13 protein-coding genes and 2 tRNA genes are annotated in these 16,063 nt (G+C 59.5%); 7 read left to right on the top strand and 8 right to left on the bottom strand.

Features of this window, described 5'->3' with window-relative positions; genetic code table 11:
* Window positions 1-19 precede the first annotated feature (19 nt).
* The 4 genes from CQ015_RS11740 to CQ015_RS11725 form a co-directional block, all read right to left on the bottom strand.
* The gene (locus CQ015_RS11740; protein WP_105650180.1) at window positions 20-469 is read right to left on the bottom strand and encodes a hypothetical protein; all 450 of its coding nucleotides are present in this window, start codon (window positions 467-469) and stop codon (window positions 20-22) included.
* Between the two features lie 151 nt (window positions 470-620).
* Window positions 621-827 carry a YbdD/YjiX family protein gene (locus tag CQ015_RS11735; protein WP_308727247.1) on the bottom strand — a complete coding sequence of 69 codons (207 nt, stop codon included), beginning with the start codon at window positions 825-827 and terminating at the stop codon, window positions 621-623.
* On the bottom strand, window positions 814-3,048 hold the full coding sequence (locus CQ015_RS11730) for a carbon starvation CstA family protein (protein WP_308727248.1): 2,235 nt from the start codon (window positions 3,046-3,048) through the stop codon (window positions 814-816). The genes CQ015_RS11735 and CQ015_RS11730 overlap by 14 nt, the downstream gene beginning before the upstream one ends.
* A gap of 109 nt (window positions 3,049-3,157) precedes the next feature.
* Window positions 3,158-4,135 (bottom strand): NAD(P)H-quinone oxidoreductase, encoded by a 978-nt coding sequence (locus tag CQ015_RS11725; RefSeq protein WP_105553662.1) that lies wholly within the window; start codon window positions 4,133-4,135, stop codon window positions 3,158-3,160.
* A 62-nt stretch (window positions 4,136-4,197) separates the two neighbouring features.
* Here CQ015_RS11725 and CQ015_RS11720 point away from each other — a divergent pair.
* Window positions 4,198-4,285, top strand: a tRNA-Ser gene (locus CQ015_RS11720).
* A gap of 48 nt (window positions 4,286-4,333) precedes the next feature.
* Here CQ015_RS11720 and CQ015_RS11715 read toward each other — a convergent pair.
* A complete protein-coding gene (locus CQ015_RS11715; protein ID WP_105569674.1) occupies window positions 4,334-6,352 on the bottom strand; it encodes an FAD/NAD(P)-binding domain-containing protein in 2,019 nt (672 codons plus the stop codon).
* A gap of 130 nt (window positions 6,353-6,482) precedes the next feature.
* Between CQ015_RS11715 and CQ015_RS11710 the strand changes: the two genes are divergently transcribed.
* On the top strand, window positions 6,483-8,573 hold the full coding sequence (locus tag CQ015_RS11710; RefSeq protein ID WP_105569675.1) for a prolyl oligopeptidase family protein: 2,091 nt from the start codon (window positions 6,483-6,485) through the stop codon (window positions 8,571-8,573).
* 63 nt (window positions 8,574-8,636) lie between these two features.
* Window positions 8,637-8,728: transfer RNA gene (locus CQ015_RS11705), tRNA-Ser, on the top strand.
* Window positions 8,729-8,873: 145 nt separating this feature from the next.
* On the opposite strand, the gene CQ015_RS19005 is transcribed toward CQ015_RS11705, so the two are convergent.
* The 3 genes from CQ015_RS19005 to CQ015_RS11695 form a co-directional block, all read right to left on the bottom strand.
* The gene (locus CQ015_RS19005) at window positions 8,874-9,032 is read right to left on the bottom strand and encodes a hypothetical protein (RefSeq protein ID WP_181148424.1); all 159 of its coding nucleotides are present in this window, start codon (window positions 9,030-9,032) and stop codon (window positions 8,874-8,876) included.
* Window positions 9,033-9,123: 91 nt separating this feature from the next.
* Entirely contained in the window at window positions 9,124-10,050 is a 927-nt protein-coding gene (locus CQ015_RS11700) for a hypothetical protein (protein WP_105553386.1), read from the bottom strand.
* 30 nt (window positions 10,051-10,080) lie between these two features.
* Entirely contained in the window at window positions 10,081-12,201 is a 2,121-nt protein-coding gene (locus tag CQ015_RS11695; protein WP_105650179.1) for an ATP-dependent DNA helicase RecQ, read from the bottom strand.
* A 144-nt stretch (window positions 12,202-12,345) separates the two neighbouring features.
* Between CQ015_RS11695 and CQ015_RS11690 the strand changes: the two genes are divergently transcribed.
* The 4 genes from CQ015_RS11690 to CQ015_RS11675 all read left to right on the top strand — a co-directional run bounded on the left by CQ015_RS11690 (window position 12,346) and on the right by CQ015_RS11675 (window position 16,016).
* Window positions 12,346-13,770 carry a phosphomannomutase/phosphoglucomutase gene (locus tag CQ015_RS11690; protein ID WP_105650178.1) on the top strand — a complete coding sequence of 475 codons (1,425 nt, stop codon included), beginning with the start codon at window positions 12,346-12,348 and terminating at the stop codon, window positions 13,768-13,770.
* Window positions 13,771-13,783: 13 nt separating this feature from the next.
* A complete protein-coding gene (locus CQ015_RS11685; protein ID WP_096285353.1) occupies window positions 13,784-14,257 on the top strand; it encodes a hypothetical protein in 474 nt (157 codons plus the stop codon).
* Window positions 14,258-14,267: 10 nt separating this feature from the next.
* Entirely contained in the window at window positions 14,268-14,720 is a 453-nt protein-coding gene (locus tag CQ015_RS11680) for an Rrf2 family transcriptional regulator (protein WP_105553388.1), read from the top strand.
* Between the two features lie 120 nt (window positions 14,721-14,840).
* Window positions 14,841-16,016 carry a globin domain-containing protein gene (locus CQ015_RS11675; RefSeq protein ID WP_105553389.1) on the top strand — a complete coding sequence of 392 codons (1,176 nt, stop codon included), beginning with the start codon at window positions 14,841-14,843 and terminating at the stop codon, window positions 16,014-16,016.
* Window positions 16,017-16,063 lie beyond the last annotated feature (47 nt).

The following is a 16,063-nucleotide window of genomic DNA, read 5'->3' as shown; positions in this document are numbered from 1 at the left end:
GGCACCATGTTTCAACGGTTCAGCTCACGTCAGCCAGCATTTTGGCTGCGTGCGAAATGTCGTCTTTGACGATCTGTGCACGGTGTTCGACCGGTTGCATATTGTTTTCTGCTCCACCTTTGGCCTGCATGCGCATCATCGCAATTGCCTGAGCCGTAGCGGCTAAGTCGTTGGCTGACTTGGTCAGCGCTCGGTGCACCTTGGAGGTGGATTGCGGAATGTGCTCGTCATCGCTTGGCGTCACCCGCTGGGCATCGATGCACAGCTGACGCACCTGCGGGAGCAGATCTGCCAGCTCATTGGCTTGCGTAACTACCTCGTTGTACAGGTCGTTGTCTTCGATTCCTTCTAAGACCTGGAAAACGCGGTCCAAAGAGCGCACGAACCTGTCATGGGCGCGACGCCATACGCCTTGCCCAAGGTCACGGTTTGTTGCGCGTTGTTCGCGCAGACGCGAGAAAAACCCCATCACACTCTTTTTTGCTAGGTCGCTACGAAATGACTAGTACCAGACTACCGGTCGCTGCTCAAAACTCCCCAGCTTCGTGGCTTCGCTTGACGTGAAAAGGAGCCTTGGAACTCGAAATCGAGTTCCAAGACTCCTTCGCTCTACCCTCCAATTAGCAGCAGCGGCCTTGCGGGTTGCGTTCTTGCCAGTTGGTGTATTCGCGCCAAAAATCGCGTTCCGTCATCGGTTCGGCTTCGGGATGGGTGTTAGCCAAGTGCTCCAGGTAGTGCCGGTACTTATCTGCACCGAGTATGCCTTCCATGAAACGCCTAGCTTGGCCGAGCTTTTCGCGAAGTTTTTCCATTTTAGTGTCCACCACGGCTCACTCTTTGGCTATCTGGAACATTCTTCCACTGAGCTTCAAGTGCCTTTTCTGCGGGCGAGGAGATCAGGCCTTGCGCAGCGAAGATTTTCGATTTCGTGTATGGGTCCTCGGTGTCTTTTCCGCCGCCAAGGGACTTCGCCTTGACCGTTTCGACTACCGCCGCGGCGATCACGATGACCGATAGCACCAAGAAGATTACCGAAAGCCAGCCCTGCACACCGGTATTGCGCACGACGGCTTCCATGGCTTCAACGCCGTTTGCCGATCCGAAGGAAGTCTCACCGTTGGCCAAGGCTTCCTTGAACGCGTTGTGGTTTGCGAAGTAGCCAACCTTGGTGTTCGTGGAGAAAATCTTCTGCCACGAGGCGACGAAGGTGACCACGACGGCGAACGCCAGCGGGAGCACAATGACCCACAGGTGCTTGAAGTTGCCTCGCTTGGCCACAATCGTCATGACCACCGCCAAAGCTATAGCGGCAAGCAACTGGTTGGAGATACCGAACAGCGGGAAGAACGTATTGATGCCGCCAAGCGGGTCGGTGACTCCGAGAATGAGAATGTAACCCCATCCGGCCACCATGAGTAGCGTACATATCCAGGCTCCGGGGCGCCACGAAGTGTCCTTGAACTTTGGAACGAAGTTACCGATAGCGTCCTGCAGCATGAAGCGAGCCACGCGTGTCCCGGCATCTACCGCGGTCAGAATGAACAGCGCTTCGAACATGATCGCGAAGTGGTACCAGAAGCCCATCATGGCGACGCCACCGAACCACTGATTCATGATCACCGCAATGCCGACCGCTAGCGTTGGAGCGCCACCGGTTCGCGAAACCACCGACGGTTCGCCCACGTTGGCCGCCAGTTCGGTCAGCTGGCTTGGAACTAGGTCCACGCCGGCCAGTCCCAAGGAGTTCACAAACGCCACCGCGGTCTCCACGGTGCCACCGGTCGCGGCGGCGGAGGAGTTCATCGCGAAGTAAATGCCGCGATCAATGGAGATCGCCGCAACCAATGCCATGATGGCCACCATGGACTCCATGAGCATGCCGCCGTAGCCCAGGAAGCGGGTCTGGCGTTCCTTCTCGACCAGCTTCGGGGTGGTTCCCGAGGCGATGAGCGCATGGAAGCCGGAGAGCGCACCACAAGCGATGGTGACAAACAAGAACGGGAACAGCGAGCCGGAGACGACCGGGCCGTCTGAACGTGAGGCGTACTCGGAGAAGGCCGGGGTACTGATCTCCGGTCGGACTACGACGATGGCCACGGCCAGCAGACCGATCACACCGATCTTCATGAAGGTCGACAGGTAGTCGCGCGGCGCAAGCAGCAGCCAGACCGGAAGTACCGCAGCGATGACACCGTAAACAATGATCGCCCATGCAATGGTGGTGCGTTCCATGTGGAAGAACTCAGCACCCCACGCCGATTCAGCAATCCAACGGCCCGAGATGATCGCGAACATCAATAGCGCGAAGCCGATGACCGAAATTTCCAGTACCTTGCCCGGGCGGATAAAGCGCAGATAAATCCCCATAAACAATGCGATCGGGATCGTCAGCCCCACCGAATAGATGCCCCATGCAGATTCCCCCAGCGCGTTGACAACCACCAGCGCCAAGATGGCAACAATGATGATCATGATGGCAAGAGTCGCAATCAACGCCGCGGTGCCACCAATCAGACCCAACTCTTCACGGGCCATCTGGCCCAGCGAACGCCCACCACGGCGCATCGAGAAGAACAAGACCAGGTAGTCCTGCACCGCACCGGCCAGAACTACACCGAGGATGATCCAGATGGTTCCCGGTAGGTAGCCCATCTGCGCTGCGAGGATCGGCCCAACTAGCGGCCCGGCTCCAGCGATTGCCGCGAAGTGGTGCCCAAAAAGCACCCGTCGATCGGTTGGCACAAAGTCTCGGCCGTTATTCATATACTCGCCGGGAGTGGCCCGGAAATCATCCGGCTTGGCGATCTTGCGCTCAATGAACTTCGCATAGAACCGGTAAGCGATCAGGTACGTCGCCACCGCGGCGAAAACGAACCAGATCGCGTTGATGGTTTCACCGCGGGAGAATGCGAGCATGGACCAGGCCACGCCGCCGATCAATGCAATGACAACCCAGACGGCGATGCGCAACGGAGTCCACCGCTTATCTTCGCGTTCGACAATCTCTGGGTCCACGCCCGCCGGCGGCAGGGCTTCTTGGGTACTCACTGGGAGTAGCCTCCTCGGAATCTTTCAAGTGATGTGGATGACTAGTTCCTGTGGAACGAGTCACGTGGTAATACCACGGGTCACTTTACGCGACGGAGGTATGGATAAATCAAGCCCGCACGACGATTTTTCCCAGATGCGTCCCGGAATCAAAATGTTCATGCGCCGAGACGAGAGCTTCGAAAGAATAAGTTCTGGTGACGTTCAGACTGAGTTTCCCTTCTGCCAGCAACGGTGCAATACGGTCTGAAGTTTCCTTGACGATTATGGTCTTTTCGTTCGCCGGACGAGCACGCAACGTGGTGCCGATAACCCTGGCACGCTTAGACATCAGAATGCGCAAATCCAGTTCCGCCTTGGCGCCGCCCTGCAAGCCAATGACGACCATGCGGCCGCCCACGGCGAGCGCCTTCACGTTCATCGCCAGATATTTCGCACCAACCACATCGAGAATCAGGTCAACACCTTTGGCCGCGGTCAATTCACGAACCCGTTCCAGCACATCTTCTTCGCGATAGTTGATCCCCGCATCAGCGCCCAGCGATTTGCAGTACGCAATCTTCTCGTCTGACGAAGCAGTGACAATCACTGTCGCGCCGGCGGCCTTCGCCAGCTGGATTGCCATAGATCCGATTCCGCCGGAACCGCCATGGACCAGAATCGTTTCTCCATCCTTGAGCGCTCCCTCAAGGAAAATATTCGAGACCACGGTTGCGGCCACCTCGGGGAGCCCCGCGGCTTCGACTAGATCCATCTGGGCAGGGACGGCCAGCACGTGGGAGGATTCGACATTGACGTACTGGGCGTAGCCGCCTCCGGCAAGCAAAGCTGCCACGCGGTCACCAACGTTCCACTCGGTGACCTGCTTGCCGACCTTGGCGATGGTTCCGGAAACTTCCAGCCCTGGGATGTCGCTGGCACCGGCAGGTGGGGGGTAAACACCCTTGCGCTGCTGGACATCTGCCCGGTTCAGGCCGAAGGCGGCAATCTCAATTAGTACTTCATGATCTGCCGTTTCCGGGATTGGGCGAGCCTGTGCTTCAAGCACTTCTGGTCCCCCTGCGCCGGTGTAGATATAGGCCTGCATCGTGTCATTCATGTATGTCGATTCCCTTCTTGGCTTCCTCATAGCGTATAGTTTTTCGGGTTGGATGGTTGTCCGAGCGGCCTAAGGAGCTGGTCTTGAAAACCAGTGTGCGGTAACCCCGTACCAAGAGTTCAAATCTCTTACCATCCGCGTTACAGTCTGGGGCAGTAGATCAATTGATCTGCTGCCCCAGACTTCTTATTTTGAACTGCCCGCCAACAGTTCTTCCAGATTGACTCCCGCCATGCGGGCAATCTCGATGACCACCTGCTCCGCATCGTGCAAGGTTTGCGCGGCCGGGTGCGTCGGGTCTCCGGCCTGGGCCGCAATTGCAGTCCCCCACTGTGCCGAGGAAAGCTGCAAGCCGAGCACGAATATTCCGCGATGGGCCAGACCTTCTGCGTTGATCAGCCGGTAGGGCTCGCCCACCACGTCGAATCCGGATCCCGTCATCTGTTCGCCTTCGGCGTTGCGCCAGGTATGCGCGCGGGCCACCTTGTCGGCTAGCAGTTGGGTGATTAGTGGGGTGTTGTTCTGCAGTACCCTGTTGCTGGGCATCATCGCTTCGCACAAGACCTTCGCGCCATAGATCTCGGTATCTACCCACGGCGAGGAAACAGTGAACTTTCCGCGTACATCGTCGAATCCGAACTCGGGTTCTGGCCCGATAAAGCTCACCAGCCCTGCGCGGGACAGCGCCAGGAGCTGTTCGATCCGTTCCAGGGGTGGCCCCGAGGACAGGCCTTCGACCAGCGGCTCAAAGTGGGCCTGCACTTCTTCAATTCGGGACTGCTCGTCCAAGATCCCCTTGGTTACCAGGTCCTTAATAACCATGCGCCCGGCGTTCATCGTCATGATGGCACAGGACAGCGGGTCGCGCAGCCCGGCGGAACTGTGCTGCGCATTGCCAACGAGATAGTCGCGCACCGCCTGCTGGTACTGCTCATGGGAACCGAAGCCAACCTGGTCAAAAGGTCGCGCCAAAGCCGGAATGTCCAACCATTTCAGGTGCGGGAACTGATCAATGTAGTCGCGCAGTTCGCTGAGCCACACCTGATTGCCTTCGTGGTGTTCAGCTTCGAGGATCCGTTCCAACCCGGCTAGCAACCGGCTGGCGTCCGCGGTCGGTCCGGCCGCCTCGGTGGCGACGCATTTTGAGTAGTAGACCCACAGTATGTCGCGGTGCAGCTGGGGCCAGATATGGCGGGAAAAGCTTAAGGCGGCGTCCGGATTCGAATGACGAGCTTCGGCGACCTTTCCGATCAGCTCTTCGGCGTGCAGGAAACGCAGGGTGATTTCCGCTGGAATAAATTCTTCTACGACCGGTTTCCCCCAATAGGGGGTGCCCCGACGTGAAGCCGCGATCAGCTTGGGCTCCTTCCCCGAGGCGATGTATTCGAATCGGTGTCCCGGTTCTTGGCTCACTTCCTTGAAAATTCCTCCGCGGCCGCTAGTCAATTCGGCCATGCCGTCGAAGAAATTTAGCCCCATTCCGCGCAGCAGTGCCGACTCGCCTGATTTGAAGTTCGAGTAGTCGACATCCGCCGGAATGTTTGGCGGCAGATATGTGGCACCATCTTGTTCGGCTGCCCGTTGCAGCTGTTTTTGCCACGGGTTCAATTCAGCATCCTGATGCCCCAATGCCAGAACGACGCTGTCGAACTCTAAGTGCCCGGCGCCAGGATCTCCTTGGGCAAAGGACCGGTAATCCAGTCGGTAGCCAGCCTCCTGCGGGCGAACCGCCAACACTTCAGCGCGGATGTAGTTCAAAACGAAATTCGGATGCTCATCGAGCACGCGGGCGCACGAGTCATAAACGTGTTCTAGGTAACGACCGTAAATTGCTCGTGGCGGGTAGGTGCCAGGTTGCGTGGCGCGCAGCGCAGCGGCTTGACGCTCTTCGAGCCGGAGGCCATCCCCATTGGCCTCCACAAACTGCCGGAAGCTAAGCCCCGGTTCAGCTGCGACCCTTTCGGGAGCTACCGTTGGAAATGAGGCAGGGGTGTTCATCAGGAAGTGTAGCGACTGTTTTGGATTCCATACATGCCCGGACCCCGGGCGGTACGGGTCGAACACCGTTACGCGTACCAAGGTAGCCAGCTTGGGCACCTTGACGGCCAGCTTAGCTAGGCGTTCGATGACACTGGTACCGCGCGGGCCAGCGCCAACTATAGCGACGTTGTACTGTGGTTGGGGTTCTTCCCAGAAGTTGCTCACCTTCCAAGATTATTGCCTAGAAGCAACTTGTCACGCCATCAAGCGCCCCAGCCTCCCGGCAAAAGCTGCGGCCCAAATTCAAAAGAGCGTCGCTGGCCCATGATCTACCTTGAATGCATAGACTGTGGCTATGCCTTCAACGCCGTCTGAATCCCTGGAAACGACCGATCCTTATGCCTGGCTAGAAGCCACCCACGATGATGCCGCGTTGGAATGGGTCCGCGCGCAAACTCAACGCACCGAAGCCGAACTTCACGATGCCGACTTTTCGCAAAGGGTCGACGCTATTCGCCGGGTGCTGGATGCTCAGGACCGCATCCCGATGGTCACCAAGCGCGGAGACTACTACTACAACTTCTGGCGGGATGCCGAGCACCGCCTGGGCCTCTGGCGCCGTACCACGTGGGATTCATATCGCACCGAGAATCCCCAGTGGGAAATTCTGTTGGACATGGACGGCTATGCCCTGCAGCAGGGTGAACCATGGCACTTCGCCGGGTCCGCGTTTTTGCGGCCGGCAGAAGGACAGCCACACCGCAGGGCACTCATCCGGTTAAGCCCCGACGGTGGAGATCAGGTGCGTGTGCGTGAATTCGATTTGGAAACCCTGCGCTTCATCGATGACGGTTTCGACCTCGCCGTTGCAAAGACCTCGGCAAGCTGGATCGATGAAAATACGTTGCTGGTCGCTTCGGCTACCAACGAGTCCGATACGACACGTTCAACTTATGCACGCACCGCACGAAAGCTCACCCGCGGTACAGCTCTGGAAGATGCCGAGGTCGTTTTTGAAGTTGCCCAAGAACATGTAGCGGCCTTCTGCTATTTCGATTCGGCTCCGGGCTTTGAACGCATCGTGACTACCGATGCCATCGACTTCTACAACTCACGCACCGGCGTCATCCTCGACGGGACCCACCATAATATTGAGGTCCCGACCGATGTGCAGGTCAGCCTGCACCGCCAATGGGTGTTGTTCGCCCCGCAAACCGACTGGGAACATCATGCAGAGCTCATTCCTGCAGGGTCCCTGGCAATCGGCAATCTCACCGATTTCCTGAACGACGGCCGCATCCAGAAGGTCATCTTCCAACCGGATGCGAAGACTTCCCTGCAAGGCATGGACTTCACCGCCAACTACCTGCTGGTCTCGTTGCTACACGATGTGGCCGCGCAGATTCGGGTATTCGACCTGCGCGAGAACTTTGCCGAAACATCCCTGCCGCTCGCCGACCCGATGCTCAGCGTTTCGGTGGGAGCGGTGGACGATGAGGATGCCGCGACCGCCGATGATTATTGGATGACGGTCACCGGCTTCACCACCCCGACAACCTTATTTCGTGGGTCGATCGGAGCGGAGCCAGAAGTCGTAAAGCGATCTCCCGAGCGTTTTGACGCTGCCGGGTTCAGCGTGACGCAGCATTTTGCGCGCTCCAACGATGGGACTCGTGTGCCCTACTTCCAAGTCGCCGATGCGCGGTTGAAACTCGACGGCGAAAATTCTGTGTTGATGGACGGCTATGGCGGTTTCCAGCACAGCATGACTCCGGGTTATGCCCCGGCTATGGGAGCCGGATGGTTGAGTAGACGCTCCGGCAATGGGCGCCTGCCGGTATACGTCATGACCAACATTCGTGGCGGCGGCGAATACGGCCCCAGCTGGCATCGTGCGGCATTACGCGAAAACCGCCATCGTGCCTATGAAGACTTCGCAGCCATAGCCGAAGACCTGGTCGCCCGCGGTGTGACCCGTCGCGCCCGGCTGGCGGCGACCGGACGGTCCAACGGTGGCCTGTTGATGGGCAATATGATTGCCGGCTACCCGCAGCTGTTCGGCGCGATCTCTTGCGGTGTGCCATTGCTGGATATGCAACGGTATACCCAGCTGGCGGCGGGGCACTCGTGGATTGCCGAGTACGGAGATCCCGACGTTCCACAGGACTGGGTGTTCTTGCGCACGTTCTCCCCACTGCATCGCTTGGATGATCAACCGCACCCGACCGATGATTACCCGGCATCGCTGATTTGGACGACTACCACCGATGACCGAGTTGGCCCCTCTCAAGCCCGTAAGATGGCGGCGAGAATGATCGACAAGGGCATCGCCAACGTTCGCTACCACGAACCGGAAGACGGTGGGCATGCCGGTTCCACGGACAACGAATCGACCGCCAGAATGTTGGCTACGAGCTACGAATTCCTGTGGCGACAGGTACGTTAACACTCTCGTTTTGGAACACTCGACCATGTTCGGGTAGGCTAGATTCTGCTGGAAACAGCGGATGGATACGTGCCAGAGCGGCCGAATGGGCTTCACTGCTAATGAAGTGTCGGGGTTAAACTCGACCGGGAGTTCGAATCTCCCCGTGTCCGCCAAAACCCCCTAGGTGACTAGGGGGTTTTACTTTTCTTCTAGGTCTTTGCAGAATTACTGCTTCCGGATGTCCGCCCGGTATTGGCACGTTAACGCAGAGACCCCCGAACACGGCGGTTGAGCCGAAAGTTCAGGGGCTTTCGATGATCATTTCAGGTCGCGCTCTACATCGTGCGCGGCTTCCTTGATCCGTTCTTCTGCCTCGCGCAGCTTGGCTGCGGCTTCTTCATTTAGCTGCTCGTTCTGCTGCTGGTCATCGCCGATCGGAGGTAAGTTCTCGTCCGCATCCTTGTCGCTTGGATCCACGGTCAGGTTCCTTTCGTGAGCGGTCGAACTGGCTGGTATCTCCTCACGATAGCCATCCGTTGAGCACGAAGCAACGAAATTGGCGACGAATCTAGTCCTTGCGCTTCACGAAGGTGCGAAGCATGTTTTGCACGACGTCATCAGGCAATTTCGTGTGGCGCACAATGATCTCGGACATTCGTTCAAGGTCGGTGTGCGCGATGGCGTCAAATAACGCTTCGCGTTCTGCTTCGGGCAGATCGGCCGCGTCGAAGTGCACCGGTCCATCTGGGCCTTGGCCTTCGAATCGAAAATCTGCCACGTTCCCATGCGAGCTTTGCCCGGCAATTGGCGAAGTAGAGATCATGCGTTCAAGGTCTTCGACGGGGAGTCCCGTGTGTCCGTGCAGGATTTCGGCGGCACCAGAAAAGTTCTCGTCCCGCAGCATCGAGAACAGCTGATCGTATTCGTTGGGTGGCAGTTCTTCGCTGGAGAACTCGTGCGCCTCTCCCTCAACTTCGAAGGCCATCTTAAAATGCGTGGCGCTATGTTCTTGCTCGGAGCCGAACTGATTGCTCCACTCTTCGGGAACTACCCACAGATCGTCAGACTTATCCTCATCGGCTTCCGGGGCAACGGCCGGAGACGTCGCCACGCCCGAGTCCTCTTCGGAATCGGCGATCTGAGCTTCCAGCTTGTCCCGAAGCGCCTGAATTTCGGCTTCATCAACCGGCAGTTCCTTAACCGGCGCGGTCTGCGGATAAGCGTCGAGGCTACGCACTGCGATCACGCAGTTCTTTACCGTGTCACCGGTTACCGCACGATAATTCTGCACGGCCCCCATGACGTCGCCCTTAGCAAGGTTCCGATAGATGGCGTTGCGTGAGCTGTCATCGAGCTTCGCGTTTGCATCCTTCGCTGCTTCCCGACTGATAGCTTGCGAAATCTGAGTAGTATTTTTCTTCCGGACAGATTGAAGCCACACGTAACCGAGGGTAATAACAGCAATAGCAACAACGAGCCAGATGACGATCTCCATACATCCAGACTACTTCGTTTAACTGTGCAATTACCCTGCTATGCCCAGAGTGAAAGGCAAAACACCCGGTGCTCCGGCGATCCGCAATGCACGGCCCGCCATCGCCAAGGACCAGCGGGAGTCGGCGAGATCGTCAACCAGCATCACCGGCCCCGGTGCGGTGGACAGCAGTTGATCGATCTGTGCAGGAATTTCGAAGGCGTCTGCCACGGCTGCCAGACGGAAGGCCGAGTTACCGCCCGGTCCGCCCTGTGGCGGCGTCCCGCGGTATTCCAGCTGCCCCAGATAACGTAGCCGGCCGATCTGCGCCAGCCCCTGAGCCAACGAACCGATCAACTGTGGACGCTTGGTCGAGGGCATCGCCAGTACGGCGACCGGACGCTGTTCCCAGTTCCACTCGGCCAGCACCTTGGTGCAGGCCTCGAGCATGGCGGGGTCAATTGGCTTGTCCACCGGGTCAGCGAAGAGCTGACGCAACCGGTTACCCCAGCCTAGGTCGGTCAGTCGTGCCAGCGAGCGGCCGGTGGCCAATTGCTCATCCACCGGGATTTTGCCCTTCAGCGAATGCCCCAGTCGCTGCAGACCCGAGGGGTAGAGCTTGCGTGGTTCTATCTGGACGCCGGCACGCACCAGGGCGGCTTGGGCGTTGTCTTTGGACGCATCCGGGATGTGGTCATCGAACCAGGTGCCAGCGCAGTTATCGCAGCGTCCGCAAGGGGCTGATTCCGGGTCGTCAAGCGCCTTGGTGAGGAACTCCATTCGGCAACCCCGGGTGTTCTCATAATCAATCATCAGGGTCTGTTCATGCACCCGGCTTTGCGCCACTCGCTTATAGCGCTCTGCGTCGTAGGCCCAAGGCATGTCGGTGCGCATCCATCCGCCGGCCACGCGTTCGACGGCACCATCTACGGCGAGGACCTTGAGCAGCAGCTCCAGCGGGGAGCGCCGCAGGTTCACTGCGCTTTCCAGAGCTGGCACGCTCATCGCCCCGTCGGTTTGGGCCAAGGCCTCCAGGACCTGGTTCGCCCGGTTCTGGTCGGGCATGGAGCTGGTAGCGAAATAGTCCCAGATTTCTGCGTCATCCGAGCCCGGCAGCAGCAAGACATCGGCATTGATGCTGCCACGACCGGCGCGACCGACCTGCTGGTAATAGGCAACCGGTGAGCTTGGCGCCCCCACGTGGATGACAAAGCCCAGATCTGGTTTGTCGAAGCCCATGCCCAAGGCACTGGTGGCGATGAGCGCCTTGACTTCATTGGCTTTCAGCGCGCGTTCGAGTTTTTCGCGTTCTTCTATGTCGGTGCGTCCGGTGTAGGCGGCAACCGGATGCCCGGCATCGCGCAGCAGCCGGGCGATGTCTTCGGCGGCAGAGACGGTTAAGGTGTAGATGATTCCCGAGCCGTGGAAGTCGTCGATGTGGCTGAGCAGCCAGGCTAGCTGCATTCGGGGCGAGGGCAGGCGGAGCACCCCTAAGCGAAGCGAGTCGCGGGCGAGCGTGCCGCGCAAGGTGAAGACTTCTTGGGTTCCGCCGGAGAGCTGTTCGGCCACGTCCTGCACCACGCGGGAGTTCGCGGTTGCGGTGGTGGCAAGCACCGGCAGGCCCTGCGGGAGACGGTTGATCAGGTCACGAATGCGCCGGTAGTCGGGGCGGAAATCGTGTCCCCAGTCGGAAATGCAGTGGGCTTCGTCAATCACCAACAGCCCCAGGCGGCTCATCAGCATCGGCAGCTGCTGTTCCCGGAACGAGGGATTGTTCAGGCGCTCGGGCGAAACCAGCAGCACATCGATCTCGTCGCGTTCCAGCTTGGACAGAATCTCGCGCCATTCGAGTACATTGGCGGAGTTGATTGCCGCGGCCCGCACTCCGGCACGCTCTGCCGCGGCCACCTGATCCCGCATCAGGGCCAGCAGCGGGGAGACGATCAGGGTGGGGCCGAAGCCCTGTTCACGCAACAACAACGAGGAAATGAAGTACACCGCAGATTTACCCCAGCCGGTGCGTTGCACCACCAGCGCTCTGCGGCGTTCTTCGACCAGCGCGCTAATCGCTTCGTACTGTCCGTCGTGAAACTGTGCCTCGGGATGCTGTACGAGGGCACGCAGTTTCTGCAGCGCGAGAGTCTTCAGATCATTGTGCTGTGTGGCTTCCATATCCACAGTATTTCAGTATCGGCCCACGTTTTTGTTCTCCTCGGCGCGCATTGGGTACAACCGCGTGGAAGTGTAAGCCATTTCCCATGTACTAACTGGCCATTCGCCACCGCCTGGCACCGCCAAACCGGTAGTCTGAATGCTGTGAGTGAAGAAATTGACCTGAACCAGAGTTTCAAAGCCTATGACGTGCGAGGCGTAGTCGGTGAAAGCCTGGATGCCGAAGCCGTCGAAGCTATCGGCGCCGCTTTTGTCGACGTGTTGTCCCTGGCCGGGAAGGATGTCCTCGTTGGCGGCGACATGCGCCCGTCAAGCACGACTTTTGCCCAGGCTTTCGCCCGGGGCGCCACCTACCGCGGCGCCAATGTGGTGATGCTCGGCCTGATCTCCACCGATGAACTTTATTTTGCCTCCGGCAAGCACAGGGCCGCCGGCGTGGTGTTCACCGCCAGCCATAACCCCGCCCAGTACAACGGGATCAAGATGTCCAAGGCCGGGGCACGGCCGATTTCTTCGGACACCGGGCTTTTCGACATTCGTGACTTGGCTCAGCAGTACCTGGATGAGGGCCTGCCGGTTTCCGGTGACGGCGCCCAGGGCACCGTCAGCGAACGCGACGTGCTGGCCGACTACGCAGGCTACCTGCGCGACCTGGTGGACCTTTCCGCGATCCGCCCGCTGAAGCTGGTGGTTGATGCCGGCAATGGCATGGGCGGTTTGACCACGCCCGCGGTTCTCGGAGATCAGGTCCTTCCCGGCCTGCCGCTGGAGATCGTGCCACTGTATTTCGACCTCGATGGGACCTTCCCGAACCATCCGGCTAACCCGCTGGAACCGGAAAACCTCAAGGATCTGCAGGCGGCGGTGCTGGAGCACGGCGCGGACCTGGGGCTGGCCTTCGACGGGGATGCGGATCGTTGCTTCGTGATCGACGAGCGCGGCCTGCCGTTGTCTCCTTCGGCGATTACCGCCTTGGTGGCGGTCCGGGAGATCGCGCGGGTGCAGGCCGAGGGCGAGCAGCAACCGGTGGTCATCCACAATCTGATCACTTCCAAGGCGGTGCCCGAGTTTGTGCAGAAGTTCGGTGGTGTTCCGGTGGAGACCCGTGTGGGTCATTCGTTCATCAAGGCCGAGATGGCGGTCCAGGGGGCGGTGTTCGGCGGTGAGCACTCGGCTCACTATTATTTCCGTGATTTCTACAATGCCGATACCGGCATGCTCGCTGCCATGCACGTGTTGGCGGCCTTGGGTGAGCAGCAGTTGCCGCTTTCCGAGTTGGGCCGGGAATACGAGCCTTATGTTGCCACCGGGGAAATCAATTCGGAGGTCGCGGACAAGGCTGGTGCCATCGCTCGGGTGGTAGCGCATTTTGCCGGCCAGCCGGTGGACGTCAGCACGCTGGATGGCACAACCTTCAGCGCACAGGACGGCAGCTGGTGGATCAATTTGCGTCCTTCGAATACCGAACCGTTCCTGCGTTTCAACGGTGAAGGCGCCACGGCGCAGCATATCGAACCGATTCGCGATACGGTTTTAGCAATCGTGCGCGAAGCAAACACCACCAAGTAAAGGGGTCAAAGCCATGAATCTCGAAGAACTAGACGAGTCCGTCAAGGACGCACTGAACAAGGTTTTGGGCACCGCACTGGGTGTGGCCCGCGAGCAGCTTGAGGAGCAGGGCGTCTTCCTGCCTTTCGCTATCGCCTTGGAACCCACGGAAGCCGATGGCGAGCCAGAGCTGCGTCTGATCGCGGTTCCACCAACGGACAACCCCGAAGACCCGGATGCGGACATCGACACCGAGGCCATGGCCGCGGATCTGGTTGAGGTGCTCAACCAGCAGGGAACCCACTTCGATGCGATTGCGATCGCCTCGGACGTGCTGCTCGAAGCAGATGACCGCGACGCCATCCATGTGGTGGCCGAGCACAAGGTCGGCGCGGCGCTGGCGATTGTCCAGCCATACGCCATGCCGTCCGAACCAGGCGGCGAGTGGACCTTCGAAGATCCTGCCGCGGAATCCGCCGAGTCGGTGTGGGCCAACACCCAGCAGTAGACTTGAGTTCATGAAACTCAGCGCCTTCGCCGACGTGTGCCTACGAACCGTAATGGTTCTAGGCGCACCGGGCGTAGGCCAACTGACCAGCCGTGAAGTTTCCGACCTGGTCGGGGTTCCCTATAACCACGTGGCCAAGGCCGTACTGGAATTGCGCACCCTGGGCCTCATCGAGGTCACCCGTGGGCGTCATGGTGGCGCGCAGATGACCGAGCAAGGTTTAGCGTTCTCCGTGGGCGCGCTCTTGCGCCGGCTGGATTGGCGTGAAGATGTCGTGGACTGCACATCTCATGACGCAACGGACGATTGCCCCCTGGCTGGCGGTTGCCGGCTGCGCTTGGCATTGCGGGCGGCCAGAGAAGCCTTTTATGCTTCCCTAGACCCGTTGACGGTCAAAGAGATTTGCGAAAACTCGCCGGCAATTGGTCTCCTCCCCTTCCCCACTGTTCGTCATGGCGCGTAGCCAAGCCCTGGGCTTCCGCTAAGTTCCTGATCGATTTGCAATCATCTTCTACAAGGAGTAGAACTAAAAGCATAATCTTGTATTTCAAATACAAGTTATTCCCGCCTTCAAGGAGACCAGATGCTTTCAAACCAGTCCCGCCCAATCATCGAAGCCACGCTGCCGATTATTGGTCAGCGCATCTCCAGCATCACCCCAAAATTCTATGAGCGGCTCTTTGCCGCTCACCCGCAGCTGCTCGACGGAATCTTCTCCCGGTCGAACCAGAAGAACGGAACGCAGCAGCAGGCTCTCGCCGGCTCCATCGCGGTCTTCGCCGCCCACCTGTTGAATTCGCCAGCGACGCTGCCCGAAACCATGCTGGCCCGCATTGCGCACAAGCACAGCTCGCTCGGTGTCGTCGAGGAGCAGTACCCCATCGTGCATGAGCACCTGTTCGCCGCCATCGCCGAGGACCTTGGCGACGCGCTGACCCAGGAAATCGCGGAGGCCTGGAGCGAGGTGTACTGGCTGATGGCCCACGCGCTGATCAAGATCGAAAAGGGCTTGTACGCTCAGCAGGCAAACGACGTCGTCTACAGCCCGTGGAGGCTCATCGAACGTACCGAAGCTGCCAACGGCTCGCTGACCTTCAGCTTCGAGCCGGGCGATGACACCGCGGCTACCCTAGCCAAGCCCGGACAATTCATTTCGGTGCGCATGCCGATGGCCGATGGCCTGCGCCAGGTTCGCCAGTACACGCTCAGCGCGGATATCGAGAACACCGCACGGCGCACGTTCACCGTGAAACTTGATGTGGCTGGCGAGTTCAGCCCGGTCCTGCATGGCGCGCTGCAGGTCGGGGACGAAGTCGAACTTTCAAATCCCTATGGAGACCTCATCATCGACGTTTCTGGCGCACCGCTGGTCATCGCCACCGCTGGCATCGGCTGCACTCCGAGCGCCGCGGCCCTGAGCACCCTGGCGGCGCACGGCTCGACCCGTGAAATCACCGTGCTGCATGCGGACCGGGACTACGCCTCCTGGCCGCTGCGCGAGCAGATGCTCGATTCGCTGTCCCAGCTGCCACAGGCGAAGCTGCGCACCTGGTTCGAACGCGGAGAACTTCCGGAACGCATCGAGGCCACCGCGGGCTTCATGGACCTGAGCGATCAGGTTGCCGCCGGCAGCCACCTCTACCTGTGCGGGCCACTGCCGTTCATGCACGCGGTCCGCGGCCAGGCGCTGGCCGCCGGCGTCCCAGCCCAGCACATCCACTACGAGGTCTTCGGACCGGATGTTTGGCTAGCAGCCTGAATATAGACCGGCTAAGCGCGGTGCAGCTACATCAATGGGGGCAGCTG

It is taken from the genome of Arthrobacter sp. MYb221, assembly GCF_002979835.1.
GTDB lineage: Bacteria > Actinomycetota > Actinomycetes > Actinomycetales > Micrococcaceae > Glutamicibacter.
This window is presented reverse-complemented; position numbering and strand designations above follow the sequence as displayed.